This is a genomic window from Erwinia sp. 2186 (assembly GCF_057812255.1).
This window is the reverse complement of sequence record NZ_CM173824.1, coordinates 2856532-2872984: the sequence shown is the minus strand read 5'-3', so window position 1 is coordinate 2872984 and position 16453 is coordinate 2856532. Positions and strand designations below refer to the sequence as shown.

At 57.4% G+C, this 16453-nt stretch carries 16 protein-coding genes; 7 read left to right on the top strand and 9 right to left on the bottom strand.

Going from position 1 to position 16453, the window contains the following annotated elements; all coding sequences use genetic code 11:
• The first annotated feature begins 54 nt into the window (after window positions 1-54).
• The 6 genes from hemA (at window position 55) to ACXKZG_RS13230 (ending at window position 5491) form a co-directional block, all read left to right on the top strand.
• Window positions 55-1311, top strand: a complete 1257-nt coding sequence (hemA, locus tag ACXKZG_RS13255; protein WP_013201850.1) for a glutamyl-tRNA reductase — start codon at window positions 55-57, stop codon at window positions 1309-1311.
• A 39-nt stretch (window positions 1312-1350) separates the two neighbouring features.
• Window positions 1351-2433: a peptide chain release factor 1 gene (gene prfA, locus ACXKZG_RS13250; RefSeq protein WP_013201851.1), complete on the top strand. Its 1083-nt coding sequence runs from the start codon at window positions 1351-1353 to the stop codon at window positions 2431-2433.
• Complete coding sequence (gene prmC / locus ACXKZG_RS13245; RefSeq protein ID WP_488874980.1) at window positions 2433-3263, top strand: peptide chain release factor N(5)-glutamine methyltransferase; 831 nt, start codon at window positions 2433-2435, stop codon at window positions 3261-3263. Before prfA ends, prmC begins: the two co-directional genes overlap by 1 nt.
• Before the next feature lie 96 nt (window positions 3264-3359).
• Window positions 3360-4169, top strand: a complete 810-nt coding sequence (sirB1, locus tag ACXKZG_RS13240; RefSeq protein ID WP_013201853.1) for an invasion regulator SirB1 — start codon at window positions 3360-3362, stop codon at window positions 4167-4169.
• 19 nt (window positions 4170-4188) lie between these two features.
• A complete protein-coding gene (kdsA, locus tag ACXKZG_RS13235; RefSeq protein WP_013201854.1) occupies window positions 4189-5043 on the top strand; it encodes a 3-deoxy-8-phosphooctulonate synthase in 855 nt (284 codons plus the stop codon).
• A 34-nt stretch (window positions 5044-5077) separates the two neighbouring features.
• The gene (locus tag ACXKZG_RS13230; protein ID WP_346598591.1) at window positions 5078-5491 is read left to right on the top strand and encodes an META domain-containing protein; all 414 of its coding nucleotides are present in this window, start codon (window positions 5078-5080) and stop codon (window positions 5489-5491) included.
• A 76-nt stretch (window positions 5492-5567) separates the two neighbouring features.
• Here the strand turns inward: ACXKZG_RS13230 and chaA are convergent, their stop codons facing one another.
• Window positions 5568-6659, bottom strand: coding sequence for a sodium-potassium/proton antiporter ChaA (gene chaA, locus ACXKZG_RS13225; RefSeq protein WP_013201856.1), 1092 nt, complete (start codon window positions 6657-6659; stop codon window positions 5568-5570).
• A 240-nt stretch (window positions 6660-6899) separates the two neighbouring features.
• A complete protein-coding gene (locus ACXKZG_RS13220; RefSeq protein WP_157868015.1) occupies window positions 6900-7148 on the bottom strand; it encodes a hypothetical protein in 249 nt (82 codons plus the stop codon).
• A gap of 127 nt (window positions 7149-7275) precedes the next feature.
• Between ACXKZG_RS13220 and ACXKZG_RS13215 the strand changes: the two genes are divergently transcribed.
• On the top strand, window positions 7276-7953 hold the full coding sequence (locus tag ACXKZG_RS13215; protein ID WP_013201857.1) for a gamma-glutamylcyclotransferase: 678 nt from the start codon (window positions 7276-7278) through the stop codon (window positions 7951-7953).
• Between the two features lie 10 nt (window positions 7954-7963).
• On the opposite strand, the gene ACXKZG_RS13210 is transcribed toward ACXKZG_RS13215, so the two are convergent.
• The 7 genes from ACXKZG_RS13210 to icmH are packed head-to-tail and all read right to left on the bottom strand — an operon-like array spanning window position 7964 to window position 16430.
• Window positions 7964-9409 (bottom strand): serine/threonine protein kinase, encoded by a 1446-nt coding sequence (locus ACXKZG_RS13210; RefSeq protein WP_013201858.1) that lies wholly within the window; start codon window positions 9407-9409, stop codon window positions 7964-7966.
• A 15-nt stretch (window positions 9410-9424) separates the two neighbouring features.
• Window positions 9425-10375, bottom strand: coding sequence for a hypothetical protein (locus ACXKZG_RS13205; protein WP_134823982.1), 951 nt, complete (start codon window positions 10373-10375; stop codon window positions 9425-9427).
• Window positions 10376-10389: 14 nt separating this feature from the next.
• Window positions 10390-11166, bottom strand: coding sequence for a PP2C family protein-serine/threonine phosphatase (locus ACXKZG_RS13200; RefSeq protein WP_134823983.1), 777 nt, complete (start codon window positions 11164-11166; stop codon window positions 10390-10392).
• Window positions 11163-12329: a type VI secretion system-associated FHA domain protein TagH gene (tagH, locus tag ACXKZG_RS13195; protein ID WP_013201861.1), complete on the bottom strand. Its 1167-nt coding sequence runs from the start codon at window positions 12327-12329 to the stop codon at window positions 11163-11165. Before tagH ends, ACXKZG_RS13200 begins: the two co-directional genes overlap by 4 nt.
• A gap of 38 nt (window positions 12330-12367) precedes the next feature.
• Entirely contained in the window at window positions 12368-13066 is a 699-nt protein-coding gene (tagF, locus tag ACXKZG_RS13190) for a type VI secretion system-associated protein TagF (protein WP_013201862.1), read from the bottom strand.
• Between the two features lie 14 nt (window positions 13067-13080).
• Window positions 13081-15204, bottom strand: a complete 2124-nt coding sequence (gene tssM, locus ACXKZG_RS13185; protein WP_346594768.1) for a type VI secretion system membrane subunit TssM — start codon at window positions 15202-15204, stop codon at window positions 13081-13083.
• Window positions 15204-16430 (bottom strand): type IVB secretion system protein IcmH/DotU, encoded by a 1227-nt coding sequence (icmH, locus tag ACXKZG_RS13180; protein WP_013201864.1) that lies wholly within the window; start codon window positions 16428-16430, stop codon window positions 15204-15206. Before icmH ends, tssM begins: the two co-directional genes overlap by 1 nt.
• Window positions 16431-16453 lie beyond the last annotated feature (23 nt).

Below are 16453 nucleotides of genomic sequence, written 5' to 3'. Positions count from 1 at the left end.
AGAATGCGCCTCACAAAACCCTATCAACTGTGGGATAACCCCAACCTAATCACCATGACCTTGCTGGCTCTCGGAATTAATCACAAAACGGCCCCAATTGCTCTGCGTGAACGCGTGACGTTCTCCCCGGAGACGTTGGATCAAGCCCTTAGCAGTCTGTTGGCCCAGCCAATGGTGCAGGGCGGCGTGGTGCTGTCTACGTGTAACCGGACCGAGCTCTACTTAAGCGTTGAGCAACAGGAAAACCTGCAGGAACAGTTGGTTAAGTGGCTATGTGACTACCATCATTTGAGTGCCGAAGAGGTGGCGAAAAGCCTCTACTGGCACCATGATAACGACGCCGTCAGCCATCTGATGCGCGTGGCAAGTGGCTTAGATTCACTGGTGTTAGGGGAGCCGCAGATTCTGGGGCAGGTGAAGAAAGCCTTTGCCGATTCCCATCGCGGACAGCCGATTGTCAGCGAGCTGGAAAGGATGTTCCAGAAAACCTTCTCGGTGGCTAAGCGCGTGCGCACCGAAACCGAGATTGGCGCTAGCGCCGTATCGGTCGCCTTTGCGGCCTGTACGCTGGCAAGACAAATCTTTGAATCCCTGGCCGACGTCACCGTGTTGTTGGTCGGTGCCGGGGAAACCATCGAACTGGCCGCGCGCCATCTGCGCGAGCACAACGTTAAAAATCTGATCATCGCCAACCGCACCCGTGAACGTGCCCAGTCTCTGGCCGATCAGGTGGGGGCGGAAGTGATCGGCCTGGCGGAAATCGACGCGCGCCTGGCCGAAGCCGACATCATTATCAGTTCCACCGCCAGCCCGTTGCCGATTATCGGTAAAGGCATGATGGAGCGGGCGTTGAAAAAACGCCGCAACCAACCCATGTTACTGGTGGACATAGCCGTACCCCGCGATGTGGAGCCGGAAGTCGGCAAGCTGCCGAACGCCTATCTCTATAGCGTTGACGACCTGCAGGCGATCATCGAAAGCAACATGGCGCAGCGTAAAGCCGCCGCCGTGCAGGCCGAAACCATTGTGGTGCAGGAAAGCAGTGAGTTTATGTCCTGGCTGCGGGCGCAGAACGCGGTGGAAACCATTCGCGACTACCGTTCGCAGGCCGACCAGGTGCGTGAAGAGCTGCAGGCCCGTGCGCTGACCGCGCTGCAACAGGGCGCCGATCCGCAGGAAGTGATGCGCGATCTGGCCCATAAGCTGACCAACCGTTTGATCCACGCTCCTACCAAATCTCTTCAGCAGGCTGCCCGTGATGGGGATGATGAACGCCTGCAGATTTTACGCGACAGCCTCGGGCTGGAATAGCGTTTTAGCCTCTATTGAATACAAGGTAAAACAACACCAATGAAGCCTTCTATTGTTGCCAAACTGGAAGCCTTGCAGGAACGCCATGAAGAAGTTGAGGCGATGCTGGGCGATGCGGGCGTGATTGCCGACCAGGACCGTTTTCGTGCTCTGTCACGCGAATATGCGCAGCTGACCGACGTGAGCCAGTGTTTCCGTCGCTGGCAGCAGAACCAGGACGATATCGCCGCAGCCGAAGAGATGCTGGACGATCCTGAAATGCGCGACATGGCGCAGGAAGAATTAAAAGACGCGCGTGCTACCAGCGAACAGCTGGAGCAGGAGCTGCAGGTTCTGCTATTGCCGAAAGATCCGGATGACGAGCGCAACTGTTATCTGGAAGTGCGCGCCGGCACCGGCGGTGATGAAGCCGCGATTTTCGCCGGCGATCTGTTCCGTATGTACAGCCGTTATGCTGAAACCCGCCGCTGGAAAATTGAAATCATGAGCACCAACGACGGTGAGCATGGTGGCTATAAAGAAGTGATTGCCAAAGTGATCGGCGACGGCGCTTACGGGCGTCTGAAGTTTGAATCAGGCGGTCACCGCGTGCAGCGCGTACCGGAAACCGAATCGCAGGGCCGTATACATACTTCTGCCTGCACCGTGGCGATTATGCCCGAGCTGCCGGAAGCGGAAATGCCGGAAATCAACGCCGGCGATCTGAAAATCGATACCTTCCGCTCCTCCGGTGCCGGTGGTCAGCACGTTAACACCACCGACTCGGCCATCCGTATTACCCACCTGCCAACCGGCATCGTGGTGGAGTGTCAGGACGAACGTTCACAGCATAAAAACAAAGCGAAAGCGTTGTCGGTGCTGGGCGCGCGTATCCGTGCGGCAGAAACCGCCAGGCTGCATCAGGAAGAAGCTTCTACCCGTCGCAACCTGCTGGGCACCGGCGATCGTTCCGACCGTAACCGCACCTATAACTACCCGCAGGGTCGTATTACCGACCACCGCATCAACCTGACGCTTTACCGTCTGGATGAAGCGATGCAGGGCAAGCTGGATATGCTGATTGAGCCTATCGTGCAGGAATATCAGGCGGATCAGCTGGCCGCACTGTCCGGTCAGGACTAATGACCGTACGCCAGTGGTTGCGGGCGGCGATTGCCCGCCTGGCGGGCAGCGAAAGCCCCAAGCGGGATGCCGAAATCCTGCTGGGCTTCGTCACTGGCAAATCCCGCAGCTGGATTATTGCCTTTGATGACAGCGAACTAAGCGCGGAACAGCTCAGCCAGCTGGACGATTTACTGGCGCGCCGTGCCAACGGCGAGCCGGTTGCCTATCTGACCGGCCAGCGCGAATTCTGGTCGCTGTCCCTGAGCGTTTCCCCCGACACCCTGATCCCCCGTCCTGATACCGAATTGCTGGTCGAGCAGGCGCTGGCCCATCTTCCCGAAACTGCGAGTACCGTTCTTGACCTCGGCACCGGCACCGGTGCGATTGCGTTAGCCATCGCCTCCGAGCGGCCAGATTGCCAGGTGACGGGTGTCGATCGCATTGCCGCCGCGGTTTCGCTGGCCGAAAGCAATGCAGAGCGGCTGGGCATCACCAACGCACGGTTCCGGCTCAGCAACTGGTTCAGCGCGGTGTCCGGCGAACAGTTCACGCTGATTGTCAGTAATCCACCGTATATTGATGCTGAAGATCAACATCTGCAGCAGGGCGACGTGCGCTTTGAGCCCGACAGCGCCCTGATTGCCGCCGATAATGGGCTGGCGGACATTAAGCAGATTGCAGCAGAAGCGGGGCACTATTTGCTGCCCGGCGGCTGGTTATTGCTGGAGCATGGCTGGCAGCAGGCGGAGGCGGTGCGGGCGATCCTGCAGCAGAATCATTTTGTCAGCGTCGCCACCGCAAAAGATTATGGTGGCAACGATCGTGTGACTTATGCCCAGAAACGCTAAATGAACGCAAGAGAATGACCGAATGGCGCGGTCCCCGGCTGACGGGGAGGCTATTTGGCGGTATCATCGTGGCAAAATGCCATTGTTGGGGAGTGTATGACGTCGATAGCAACTGAAGATCTCACAGTGTTACCACTGTGTGAGGCGGTAATAGCAGCCACCAAAGCTATCCGCCCCGATTTCCCTGCTGAAGACGTGAATAAGCAGTTAGCGGCACTGGTAGCAGAGGCCCGCGCAGCAATTCCACAGCAGTTAGAGCAGGACATGCAGCTTGAGAAGTTAATTGAGCTGTTCTGGAAACAGTGGGGATTTGGCGGCGCCAGCGGCGTATATCGCCTGTCCGACACTCTGTGGCTGGATAATGTTCTCAGAACCCGTCAGGGAACGGCTGTCTCGTTAGGCATCATTTTCCTGCACATTGCCGGTCAGCTGTCGTTACCGCTGATGCCGGTCATTTTCCCCACCCAGCTGATTTTACGTGCCGACTGGATCGACGAAGAGATGTGGTTAATTAACCCGTTCAACGGCGATACCCTCGATGAACATACGCTTGAAGCCTGGCTGAAGGGCAATATTGGCCCGGTCGCGGAGCTGTATGACGACGACCTTCAGGAAGCCGAACCGCAGTTGGTGCTGAATAAAATGCTCGATACGCTGAAATCCGCGCTGATGGAAGAGAAGCAGATGGAGCTGGCACTGCAGGTCAGCCAGGTGCTGGTGCAGATGGACCCGGAAGATCCCTACGAAATTCGCGACCGTGGGCTGATTTTCGCCCAGTTAGAGTGTGAACATGTGGCTTTGACGGATCTGACTTACTTTGTTGAACAGTGTCCAGAAGACCCGGTCAGCGAAATGATTAAGCTGCAGATCCATTCGATTGAACAAAAACAGATTACGCTGCATTAACAGAGAATAAGGCGAAGACATGAAACAGAAAGTGGTTAACATTGGCGATATCAAGGTAGCAAACGACCTGCCGTTCGTGCTGTTTGGTGGCATGAACGTGCTGGAATCTCGCGATCTGGCGATGCGCATCTGTGAGCATTACGTCACCGTGACCCAGAAGCTGGGTATCCCCTACGTGTTCAAGGCCTCGTTTGACAAGGCCAACCGCTCTTCCATCCACTCTTACCGTGGCCCAGGCCTGGAAGAGGGAATGCGCATTTTCCAGGACATCAAAGCGGCCTTCGGCGTGAAGGTGATCACCGATGTGCATGAAGCCAGCCAGGCGCAGACCGTAGCTGACGTGGTGGACGTGATCCAGCTGCCGGCCTTCCTCGCCCGTCAGACCGATCTGGTTGAAGCGATGGCGAAAACCGGCGCGGTGATCAACGTCAAAAAACCCCAGTTCGTCAGCCCTGGCCAGATGGGTAACATCGTCGATAAGTTTGCCGAAGGCGGCAACGACAAGGTGATCCTGTGCGATCGCGGTGCCAACTTTGGTTACGACAACCTGGTCGTGGATATGCTGGGCTTCAACGTGATGAAGCAGGTGTCTAACGGTAGCCCGGTGATCTTTGACGTGACCCATGCGCTGCAGTGCCGTGACCCGTTTGGCTCCGCATCCAGCGGCCGTCGTGGTCAGGTCACCGAACTGGCTCGCGCCGGGATGGCCGTTGGCCTGGCCGGCCTGTTTATCGAAGCGCACCCGGATCCGGCTAATGCGAAATGCGACGGTCCGTCGGCGCTGCCGCTGGATAAGCTGGAGCCGTTCCTGGCGCAGATCAAAGCGATTGATGATCTGGTTAAAAGCTTTGCGGAGCTGGATACCAGCAACTGAGAAATCGGTTAAGGACATTCAGGACAAGGAGTGAATGATGAAAAGAACCCTCGCCGTGTTAACGGCCGCCATGGTGCTGGGCGGATGCAGTAGCGCTGCACAGCACGACGCGCAGGCGTCACTAGCGAACCGTAACTTTGTGCTGACCACCGTGGATGGCCAGTCCATCAGCGCGCCTCAGGGCATGAAGCCGGGGATCAACTTCAGTGATGAAATGCGCGTCACCGGCGTAATGTGTAATCGCTTCTTTGGTCAGGGCACGCTGAAAGACAACGTGCTGAGCGTGCCGCAAATGGCGTCTACCCGCATGATGTGTAGCGATCCGAAGCTGAACCAGTGGGAAATGGCCATTGGTAAAATGCTGACCGCAGGCGCCACCGTTAAGCTTGAGCAGAACACGCTGACGCTGACCGGCGCGGGCCACTCGCTGGTCTATCGCGCGCAGTAACTCTTCTTCAGTCAGTCAGTCAAATAAAAACGGGGCGAATAATTTCGCCCCGTTTTTTTATGCTTTGCGTTTAGCGTTACAGCATGATGGTCATCAGATAGCCGACAAACAACGCCAGATGCGCCGCGCCGTTCAGCACGTTGGTTCTGCCGGTGGAGAAGGAGATTTGGCATAACAGCAGCGCCGCAATCATCATCACCATCTGTGGCGGCTCCAGGCCGAAGATCAGCTGCTGGCCGGTGAGGGTAGCAATAATCGTCACCGCAGGCACCGTCAGCGAGATGGTCGCCAGTACCGAACCGAAGAACAGGTTCATGGCACGCTGCACCTGATTCGCCAGCACCGCTTTAATCGCGCCCAGACCTTCCGGGGAGAGGATCAGCAAGGCCACCAGGAAGCCGGTGAACTGCTCTGGCGCATTCAGCGTGGTCAGCAAGGACTCCAGCGGCGTGGCGTTCATCTTGGTGACCGCAATCACCGCAATCAGATGCACAATCAGCCAGCCCGAGTGCCAGATGTTGGAGTGCGCGGAGGGCTTGCCGTGGTGCGGGTCATCGCCCTCATCTTCATGTTCGTAAACAAACAGGCTCTGGTGCGTTTTGGTCTGGATCAGCAGGAACACGCCATACATCGCGGCAGAAATTGCCGAAATCAGCAGCGCCTGGCCGACGGAAAAGTTGCCGCCGGGCAGGGCATTGGGAAACACCAGCACCAGAATACCCAGCGGGAAAATGGCGATCAGGTACTGCTTAACCCCGGCGAGGTTAACGTACTGGGTGGCAAACTTGCGTCCGCCCAACAGCAACGCCGCGCCGACCAGACCGCAGGTCACAATCATGATGATTGAATAGAGGGTGTCGCGCATCAATGCCGGTGCGGCATCGCCGGTCGCCATCAGCGCCGAGATCAGGCTGACTTCCAGGATCACCACCGACAGGCTGAGGATCAGCGAGCCGTAGGGTTCTCCCAGACGGTGTGCCAGCACATCCGCATGGCGAACCACGCTAAAGGCGCTGCTAAGGATAGCGAACAGGGCAATAAGGTTGATGGTGATAACGATGGGAAACGAGCTTGAGGCACCCCAAAACCACAAAATACCCAGCGCGGCGAGGGGAAGAATTAAGGATGTTTCTTTATGGCGTGTTTTGACGCCTTCATGGGCACTCATAGGCTGATTTATCCTTGTTTATCTGTCCTGTTAGCCTGAATTCAGGGAACACCTGCAGGCATAAATAATAGCATCGAACGGCAGTGGTTATATTACAAGCAACGGAATTGTAACGGGTTATCAACTTTAAACCTGTACTATTTACCATAATTTACAGGTTTTTAATGTTTTTGGCTCAAATGACCAATAACTATGACTTTAGTAACCTATCATACTGTATTGGCATGGCTTATTTTGCCTTTATTCATCATTAACCCCACCTTTATTTGGCTTTATGCGGATTTTTGCTGAGTAAACAGGGCGTAAAGCAGATTTTTTGCTTAAGAGCGGTGAAAGGCGTGACTTTAGCGGCGGCCAGCAATGCGCTGTTCCAGGCAGCAGCAAAAGAGGCGGATAAAGCCCTCTGTTCGCCACATTGCTGCTGAAGTTTATTCTTATAATGCCGATGATGAAGTTAAGTGAAATTTTTTCTTTTGTGACGCGGTTCAAACTTGATTGCGCGTGATGAATGACATAGGGTCATTGATAGCGTTGAAACCATGAGTTTCATAATAATTCAATTTCAGGGACGGTAAAACGCAGTGGCAGGGAGTGAGCAGTGGCGGGCGGAGGGGTTATGTTAACAAGAGATTTCCTGTTAAAAGCGGATTGTAAGACAGCTTTTGGTGCTATTGAGGAATCGTTGTTATGGACCTGTGAGCAACGGGCAGCCTCATTAGCCGCTACGCTGGCCTGTCGTCCCAATCATAGCCCGGTGTGGATTTTTGGATACGGCTCGCTGATGTGGAACCCGATCTTCGAATCGGATGAAATTGCCGAAGGCACGCTGGAAGGCTGGCATCGGGCATTCTGCCTGCGCTTAACCGCCGGGCGCGGCACGGCGACCCAGCCGGGACGCATGCTGGCGTTGAAAGAGGGCGGTGAAACCACCGGGCTGGCCTATCGTTTGCCCGAAGAGAAGCTGCATGAAGAGCTGGAGCTGCTGTGGAAGCGCGAAATGGTCACCGGCTGCTATCTGCCGACCTGGTGCGATTTGAAGCTGGCAGACGGCCGCACGGTGACCGCAATGGCGTTCGTGATGGACCCACGCCATGCGCTGTATGAAGCCGATTCCTGCCCGAAAACCATTGCGCCGCTGATTGCACAAGCCAGCGGTCCATTGGGCACCAACGCGCAGTATCTTTACTCCCTTGAACAGGAGTTAAAGAAGCGGGGCTTGTATGACGACTGTCTGACTGACCTGGTTCAGCGCGTGCGCGAGCTGCAGGAGTGCCACAACAATATGGTGGGGTGATCCCCACCGTTTACACGCCCGGGTTAATTAGCCAGGTACCCGCTTTATTGATATCCAACTGCTGGCTGTGTACCGCCGTGCCGGAATGGACTTCGATTTTATAGCTTCCCGCCGCCAGATTTAGCGAGGCATAGCCGTTGTTATTGGGCTTAACGTCCATCGGCGTGCCGTTCAGCAACACGGTTTCGCCGGCGGTCAGCTTCAGATAGACCGTTGCCAGCATCGGGCCGGTGTTCTGCGCTGCTACCGGTGGCGCAGCACTGGCGACCGGTGCCGTGGCATCTGCCGTCGCCGCCGCGGCCGGATGCTCGACGGTTTTATCGCCTCCCCGGTTCAGCATCACCACCAGACCCACCACCGCAACCAGTGCTACCGCGCTTAACACCGCCAGCGGTTTGGACAGCTTACGGCTGCTGCGCGGGCTGACAATCTCTGCGGAGCCCGCCGTCGGGTTAACGGCAATCATCACCGGCTCAGGAAGCGGCTCCGGCTCGACTGACGGCTCGGGAGCCGGTTCGGAGATTTGCGTCACAGCCGTCACCAGCTGCTCAACCGTGCTGACCGGCAGCTCGATCAGCGCCGCCAGCGCGTCGATAGACTGAGGACGATCCTGCGGTTTCATCGCCAGCGACTGGTCGATGGCATTCAACAGGGATAACGAGAAGCCTTCCGGTCGCAGCTGCGTCAACGGCTGATAGCGATCTTCAATACAGCGCACCACGCTGACCGGCGGAGGATTGCCGGTCACCAGCGTATGCAGCACCGCACCCAGCGCGTAAATATCGGTCCACGGGCCCTGTTCGCTGTCGCTCTCTTCGCTGTACTGCTCGATCGGCGCATAGCCAGGCTTGAGCATGATCTCGGTTTCATCGGAGAGATTGCCGATTTCTTTACGCGCCGAGCCGAAGTCGAGCAGCACCGGCAGCTGGTTATCCTGAATCTGGATATTGTCGAGGGAGATATCCCGGTGCAGATAGCCACCGCGATGAATGGTATCAATGGCGCCGAATAATGGCGGCAGCAGCTGGCGGATCCAGCCATCGGTCACGCTTTCCGGGCTGCCTTGCTGCCACTCTTTCAGCGTCATTCCGCTGTAGTAGAGCGTGCCCATATAGGCGGTGCCGTTCTCTTCCCAGAAGCGCAGCACGTGCAGCAAGCCAGGATGATTAAAGCGGGCGAGCAGGCGGGCTTCCTGAATAAAGCTGTTCAGGCCGGCGTTAAATAACTTCTGATAGCGTTCACCGCGCAGCACGATGGTCAGATCGTCCCCGCGCGAGGCCAGCGAAATCGGCAGATACTCTTTGATCGCAATGGTGCGTTCAAGCAGATGATCCCAGGCACGATAAACGATCCCGAAGCCGCCACCGCCAATCACTTCCTTGATCTCAAACTCATTAAAACGGTGCCCGGCCGGAAGCGCATTGGGGACTGTTTTGGTTTTCTCGTTCGCCGACATAGTATCCATCCGGAGTTAGTTAACGGTGCGCCAGGCGCCAATAGCCGGATCGGCCAGGTCTGCATGCAGGTCATCAACCAGCAGCACGGTAATCTTCGCTTGCGGATCCATCACTTTCGCCCAGGCCTTGCGCAGTGCATCAACCTGGGTTTTCAGCTGTTCGGGATCGGTCGCCTGGGTTTTGTCCATTTTAACCAGCATCACGCCATCAAACGACCATACGTGCTGCGTGGCGTTAAACGGCAGCAGCAACCAACTGTCAGGCGCGTCGGCTTTGGCGGCCACCAGGCGCTGATTGTTGGCTGCGACAATATCCAGCGCCCCGGAGGCAGGGTGAATATTTTTCAGCGGGTAGCCTTCGTAGAACTGCACCGGCACCGGCTCGGATTTCCCGTTGCTGGAAAGGGTCAGTTCGCTTGGGCCTTCCAGCCAGCCTTCGGTTGAACAGGTCAGCCGCTTGCTGTCGGGGATAAACAGCGACTGGCCTTTGTCGTCCCACCAGGTGCGGAAATGACAGCCGGCAGGCAGATCGAAATGCTGCAACGGTGCGCTGTTGGCCGGCTGTGACAGATCCAGCGGTGAGGCATTGCTGGCGGTTGCGGCGGCGGTGGCATCGGCGATGACGATCGGGCGCCAGCTCTGCTCTTTCGAGGCGGTTCCGGTGGCCAGAACCGATCCGGCATCGTTGGTCATCTGCCACGGCAGCTCGACCAGCTTGCCACACTGATTTTGCAACAGGTTGCCCACGCGCGGCAGGAAGGTGGTCAGCACGCTGGACTCTTTGCTTTTGCCGGAGACGATACGCAAATGAATGTTATCCTGGCACCAGTCCTGCGGCGCGTTACTTTCCACGTTATCAATAAACACCTCCAGCGCCAGGCTGGGAGAGTAAACCACGCGGTAATCATCAGCCTGTGCGGCAGTTGCTATCAACAGTGTGGCAGTAGCTGGCAACCAGAATTTCATAGCGATCCTTGGTGTTAATCACGCGGCGGTAAAAAACGAGCCGAATCCGCCATCGATTGTAATAGGGTGGTTTCCTGTGGCGAGCCTACCCAAACGGCCACAGCACTCAAATTGTCTTTTTTTTCACTGCGATTAATGGCTTTTTGCATCAGTGCCAGCCACTCTTCCGGCGAGTTGACCATCCGCAGCGCCTGCTCCATTTCCTGCGGCGACAGGCTGCACCAGAAGCCGTCGGTACAGACCAGAAAGGCATCGCCATCTTCCAGCTGGATCACATCGCTGTAGCTGACCGGAAGCGTGCCATCCGCGCCGAGCGCATTATAAAGTAAATTACTGTTAATACCGGAATTATCAACACCGGCCTCTTTCATTTGCTGGGCCAGACTGTGGTCACGGGTCACCGTATTGATGAAGCCACGACGGAAGTGATAAACACGGCTGTCACCAGCGTGGGCCCACCATGCGCGTTGTTGCACGCGGTCAATAAACAGCGCGGCAAGGGTGGTGCTCATGCGCTTAAAATTCAGATTATTCCTCTGCGCCTGGCGGATCGCCTGGTCGGCTTTGGTGACCCATTTTTCGGTATCAGCCGGATTTATCGGCCGGTCATCGGCAAATTCGGTCAGTAACGAATCACGGGCCAGCCGGGCGGCGATCTCACCACCCTCGGTGCCCGCCACACCATCGCAGACTAAAAAACAGGCAGAATGCGCGCCGGTGTACTCACCCGTTTCATCCTGATTGCTCTCTCTTGCGCCAATTTCTGAGGTCGAGGCAGTGTTAATCTTCATTCATCTTCCGGTCTGATTTGTGAGTCTTTGTACTGATTCACTTCCATGTCATAGGCCTGCAGGAATGCATCGCCAAACAGGGTATGGAAATCGTCCTCAATTTCGCCTGAGGTGTTCTGATAATGACGTTGATAGGCTTGCCACATCGCGGCTTTTTTGCTGCCCGGCAGACCAAATTTTGGCAAGACGCCATCACGTTTCGCATTATCCTCCAGCCGCTGAGGATTAAACGACTGCAGCATGGCGGCGATAATCGCGCGGATACCGGCAATCATCCCCAGCTGATGCGCCTGCAAATCGACCAGCGCATCGCGCACCGCCTGCTCTGGCGGCATAAAGCCCGGCATCTGGCTCTGATAAATCTGCATCAGCACGGTTTTACCCGACGGCAGGATCTTGAACGGATTATTGGCTTCATTGAGGATCATGGTCATTTCGGCCTTCACGCCGCGCTTGAGGATCGAGCGCGAAGAGAGTAGGGCAACCGTTCCCTGCGAAAACAGGCTCAGCATTCTGCCGGTCATCCGCAGCTGATCTTCGGTCAGCGCCGGTTTACCCGCCCCGTGCTCCAGACCCATGCCTTCCATCAGCGCCGCCAGCAGCCGTTCGGCGTTGCTGTCGCTGGCCGGGCGTTCGCTGTAAGGCGCGTCATGACCAATCGGTTCGATTCCCAGCCTGGCATCATTCTGGCGGGCGGTGCGCGCCGCGAGCTGTTCCGGCGTCTGCGCATCGCTGGAGTGGATAATAATCGGCTCTTCTTCATGCAGGATCCCCAACGGATCGGCCGGCAGCGAGTGATCCTCGCCAAACAGCGCCAGCGGGTCGACATCGCTGAACGGCGTTTCACTGGCCCGTGCCGGATCGCTGACCTGAATCTGATAGTCGCCAATGCTCAGCAAATCGCCATGTTGCAGCGCAATCTGGCTGCCGCGTGCCAGCGGCGCCTGGTTATGCAACACCGCAATCACACTGCCGTGACTGGTCAGCCGGCAGTCGCCGCTGCTGGCCACGTGCACCACCGCCTGCAGGCGAGAAATAGCACGTTCGTCATCGGGAAGGACCAGATCGTTATCCACGCTGCGGCCAATGGTGCCGCCGGGGGCGACAAAGTCACAGGCGGTGACGGGCGCCTCGGTTCTGCTCTCAACAATGGTAAATCGCATGCGCTTTTCCTGAAGCCAGGGCCAGAGGCCTAATAACTCTATTCAAACATCGGAGGATAGAGTCCATGTCGACCCGGTTGCGCCACGGCGGCCGGATCGAATAATTGTGAAAAAAGCTGTGCGGTGAGGTTGCCGCTGTGTTTATGGCTGACCAGAGGATAGCCGTCGCTCTGATTGGTCCACCAGTAGCTGGTGTACTGGCCGGGATTGAAGCGTTGTGACACTTCATGCCAGGCCAGCGTGCAGGGAAGATCCTGGTAGCCAATCACGTCCATAATGTCCGATCTGCCGGTGTCAGGAAGCGACAGGGGCGGCAGGGAAAGTAACGCCTGGCTCAGTGCGTCAGGGGTGACGTTGGTCGACACCGCACGGTGCAAAGTCTGGCCGAGGTGGCTAAACCAGTCGCCCGACACCGCCAGCTGCGCCGGATGCCAGAGGCTGACCGGCACGCTTTGTACCGCCAGCAGCGGCCACGCGCGACCCACTCTGTCGCGTGAGGCCAGCAGGCAGCCAATTTGCACTCGCTGCACGCCCAGCGTGGCGGGCAGGGCGAAATTCCATACCGGCGCCCGGCTGAACAGCTCGGCGTTGCGCTCACTGTGGTGATGCCAGTGCGATAAACCCAACTGGAACCAGTTTGACCAGCTGTTGACCATCGCCTCAGGCAACCTGCGCTGAAGAAAATCACCGGTGGAAGGCAGCTTGCCGTACCATCCCAACTCTGTATTTTCTGCCATAGTGCTGACCTTATTCAGTGAACGTTCGCTGCCACACGTTCAGCCGCAGGAATAATTACCGTGCCTGTTTCGGGCTGTCGTCCTGCATTTTCCAAATCCAGCGCTAACTTTCTCATCATCAGCGTATTGTCCCGGATAAAGGGAGAACTCTGGATCTGCCGGTCCAGCAGCTGGCTCAGGTGCCAGTCCAGCTGCTGAAGCTGGCGGGTCGTGACGTTCGCCGGCAGGGTGCGCTGAAGATTCTGCATCACCCAGCCGCGTAAGAATTCGCCGTCATAGCTGCGTGGCTGATACAGCATCTGATACGCACGCAACGCATTCCGGCTGAATTCACTGTCATCGCCCTTGTCCTGTCGCAGGGTCTGGGTGATGTTTTGCGCCACGCGCGGCAGCAGTAGGGATTTCAACGCGTTCTGATAGAAGCCCCAGGCCGCATCGCTCACCTGGCCACCGCGATATAATCCACCGCGCATGCTGAGCGGTGGCGCTTCAACCGAGAAACTCTCACTTTGCGGCAACGCCACCAGGCTATTTAAGAAGGGTAGCAGATCCAGGATATCCCCGGAGTTATTGGCGGCCAGCCGCTTCGCCTGCTGGTCGACCGCGGTCATCCGGCTTTCCACCTGGTGCAGATACTGCTGATTTTTATAATAGCTGGTGGTCCAGAGCATGGTGGCAATCATCAGCGCCAGTGCCAGCGAGGCATAACCGGCCCAGTGCAGCAGCCGGTTGCGGTGCTCCCAGGAGCGATCGCTGCCTGCCAGCCCGCTTTCGGCAAAAATCATGTCATCCATCAGCGAGCGGATAAAATAGCTCTGGCCTTTGTTCGCGGGGATTGGCGCATGGCGGTTAACCGAATCCCAGCTGGCAATGGAGTGGCCTGACGCCTGCGGCAGCTGCAGCTTTCTGTTCAACTCACCCATAATGCGGTCAAACGGCAGCCCTTCCTGGGTGCCGCTGGTAAAGAACACCCCGCGCACGGACCACGGCATCTCGCCATTTTCCGGTGAGAAGACAATATCGAGGTATTCCGCCAGCAGTGGCCGTAAAGAAGCAAACTCCTGCGGGAACAGGAAGCACTCGGCCCGCAGCGTCAGGTCACTTTCCCGCGCCATATTGCCGGCCAAATCGTCCTGCAGCTGTTGGGTCAGCAGGCGGAACTGGCGGTCGAACAGCTGGTTGATAGCCGATTCGCTCTGGCGGTTATTTTCCCACGGGAAGCTGAAGCCCCAGATGCGATCGCGCTGCGCTTTATCCAGCGACGCGAAATAGCTCATAAAGCCTTTCAGCAGGTCCGTTTTAGTCACCATCACATACACCGGGAAGTGGATACCGGTTTGCTGGTGCAGTTCAGACATACGCTGACGCAGCGCCGTCGCCTGATTAAAGCGCGCTTCCGCCGAGTCGCTAAGCAGATCGGCGACGCTGACGGTCATGATCACCCCGTTGATCGGCTGGCGCGTGCGGTAGCGCTTCAGCAGGGTGATAAAGGTCTGCCACTCGCTGGCATCCTTCGCGCGCTGGCTTTCCTGCAGGGTATAACGCCCGGCGGTATCCAGCAGCACCGCGTCTTCGGTAAACCACCAGTCGCAATGACGGGTGCCACCAACGCCGCGCAGCGCGGTTTTGCCAAAGCTGTCGCTGAGCGGGAATTCAAGACCCGAATTCACCAGCGCCGTGGTTTTACCCGCACCAGGCGCGCCGACAATCATGTACCAGGGCAGCTGGTACAAATACTGGGAATTAACGCGTTGCAGCCAGCCGCGCGGCTTTTTCTTGCGATCCCGCCCGCTAAACTGGGTTTTCTTCAGCCGCATGGCCGCTTCACTGAAGCGGGTGCTGAGCAACTCTTCGGTCATCGCCCGGTCGGCATAATCGACGTTGTCATTGTGCTGCAGGTTATTCAGCAAGCGCGAGTTAAACCAGGCGCGATACAGCTGGGGGATCAGCTGGAAGATAATCCACAGGAAGAAGCACAGGCAAATGGCCAGCTGGCGGTTAATGACCGGCTCCAGCCAGTGGCTGCCGCCGATTAACAGCTGAGGGCCAAGCATCCAGATCACCGCCGACAGCGCGCTGATGCCGAAAAAGCCCCACAGCAGGCGGCTAAAAATCAGGGAATAAAGGCGAGAAGACATCAGGATTTCCCCGCGGGTTTGCTGCTGCTCTGAACTTCAGGCGCCGGGAAAAGCAGGATTTCCACCCGGCGGTTTTGCGCCCGGTTTTCCTGGCTGTCGTTCGGCAGCAGTGGGTTGCTGTCACCGCGGCCTTCACCGCGGATCATATGGCCAGGTTGGATCATCAGCTGCTGCAATAGCGAGGTCAGCGTATGGGCCTGGGCCAGCGAATATTCATAATTAGACGGGAAGCGGGCGGTACGCTGCGGTTGGTTATCGGTATAGACGCTGACCTGCAGCGTGCCTTTGATGTTGTCCATGGCGGCGGCGACGCGCACCATGATCGCCCGGCCCGCAGGGGTTAAATCACTGCCGCCGCGGTTAAACAGCTTGTCGGCCGCAATAATCACCTTGCTGCCATTGGCGCCGTCGGCAACATCCAGCGTGCGGTCAACAATCAGATCGTCCAGCCGCGTGCGCAAATCCAGCATCGCCTGCGTCGAGTTTGAGCGTCTGACCGGTTCGGCCTTGGGCAGCGGCGTTTGCCAGATGGCACGCAGCAGCGGCTCCGCCGAATTCCCAAGACGCCAGTTAAGGCCGGAATAAATCAGGCAGGCCACAAAGGCTGTCAGCATCACGCATGCCCACAACGGCACCGGCGGTCGCCAAAAGGTGTTCTGGCTGGCGGGCGATAACGGCTGGGGTTCGACCAGCGGTTGCTGCTGCACGCGGGTATCGCTTATCAACTGGGCCAGGCGGGTGCGCAACGCATCACGCTGCAGCTTACCCTGATCGATGCCACGGTAACGGCCTTCATAGCCCAACAGCAGACAGTAGTGGATCACCTCAAGCAGCGGCAGATGCAATTTGGGATTTTGCGAGACGCGGGAAAGCAGCTGGAAGACTTTTTCGCCACCCCAACTTTCATTATGGAAGGTGACCAGCAGACCGTTGCCCGACCAGACGCCGCGCGTGCCCCACGGGGTTTGCGCCGCAGCTTCGTCCAGCACGCTGCACAGGCAGTAGCGGGCACCAATGATCATGTCAAAAGGCAGGCCGGCTTGTTTACATCGGGTTTCAAACAGGCGGATCTCATCGACCAGTTGCTGACGCAGGCCGGCAGGGTCGTCATGCGTGGCTGCCAGGCGGATCTGCACAATTGCATTCAGCAACGGTGCCGCTGCGGCCAGCAACGGGTTTTCTGGGCTGACGTAAGGAAGCGCGTCAGCGGGGTATTCCGGGGTCATCAGGCTTTTACTGTCTCGGCTGT

Bases quoted from the DNA above. Each gene is read 5' to 3' on its own strand.
- hemA (WP_013201850.1), top strand. From the start codon at position 55: ATGACCTTGCTGGCTCTCGGAATTAATCACAAAACGGCCCCAATTGCT.
- prfA (WP_013201851.1), top strand. From the start codon at position 1,351: ATGAAGCCTTCTATTGTTGCCAAACTGGAAGCCTTGCAGGAACGCCAT.
- prmC (WP_488874980.1), top strand. From the start codon at position 2,433: ATGACCGTACGCCAGTGGTTGCGGGCGGCGATTGCCCGCCTGGCGGGC.
- sirB1 (WP_013201853.1), top strand. From the start codon at position 3,360: ATGACGTCGATAGCAACTGAAGATCTCACAGTGTTACCACTGTGTGAG.
- kdsA (WP_013201854.1), top strand. From the start codon at position 4,189: ATGAAACAGAAAGTGGTTAACATTGGCGATATCAAGGTAGCAAACGAC.
- ACXKZG_RS13230 (WP_346598591.1), top strand. From the start codon at position 5,078: ATGATGAAAAGAACCCTCGCCGTGTTAACGGCCGCCATGGTGCTGGGC.
- chaA (WP_013201856.1), bottom strand. From the start codon at position 6,659: ATGAGTGCCCATGAAGGCGTCAAAACACGCCATAAAGAAACATCCTTA.
- ACXKZG_RS13215 (WP_013201857.1), top strand. From the start codon at position 7,276: ATGTTAACAAGAGATTTCCTGTTAAAAGCGGATTGTAAGACAGCTTTT.
- ACXKZG_RS13210 (WP_013201858.1), bottom strand. From the start codon at position 9,409: ATGTCGGCGAACGAGAAAACCAAAACAGTCCCCAATGCGCTTCCGGCC.
- ACXKZG_RS13205 (WP_134823982.1), bottom strand. From the start codon at position 10,375: ATGAAATTCTGGTTGCCAGCTACTGCCACACTGTTGATAGCAACTGCC.
- ACXKZG_RS13200 (WP_134823983.1), bottom strand. From the start codon at position 11,166: ATGAAGATTAACACTGCCTCGACCTCAGAAATTGGCGCAAGAGAGAGC.
- tagH (WP_013201861.1), bottom strand. From the start codon at position 12,329: ATGCGATTTACCATTGTTGAGAGCAGAACCGAGGCGCCCGTCACCGCC.
- tagF (WP_013201862.1), bottom strand. From the start codon at position 13,066: ATGGCAGAAAATACAGAGTTGGGATGGTACGGCAAGCTGCCTTCCACC.
- tssM (WP_346594768.1), bottom strand. From the start codon at position 15,204: ATGTCTTCTCGCCTTTATTCCCTGATTTTTAGCCGCCTGCTGTGGGGC.
- icmH (WP_013201864.1), bottom strand. From the start codon at position 16,430: ATGACCCCGGAATACCCCGCTGACGCGCTTCCTTACGTCAGCCCAGAA.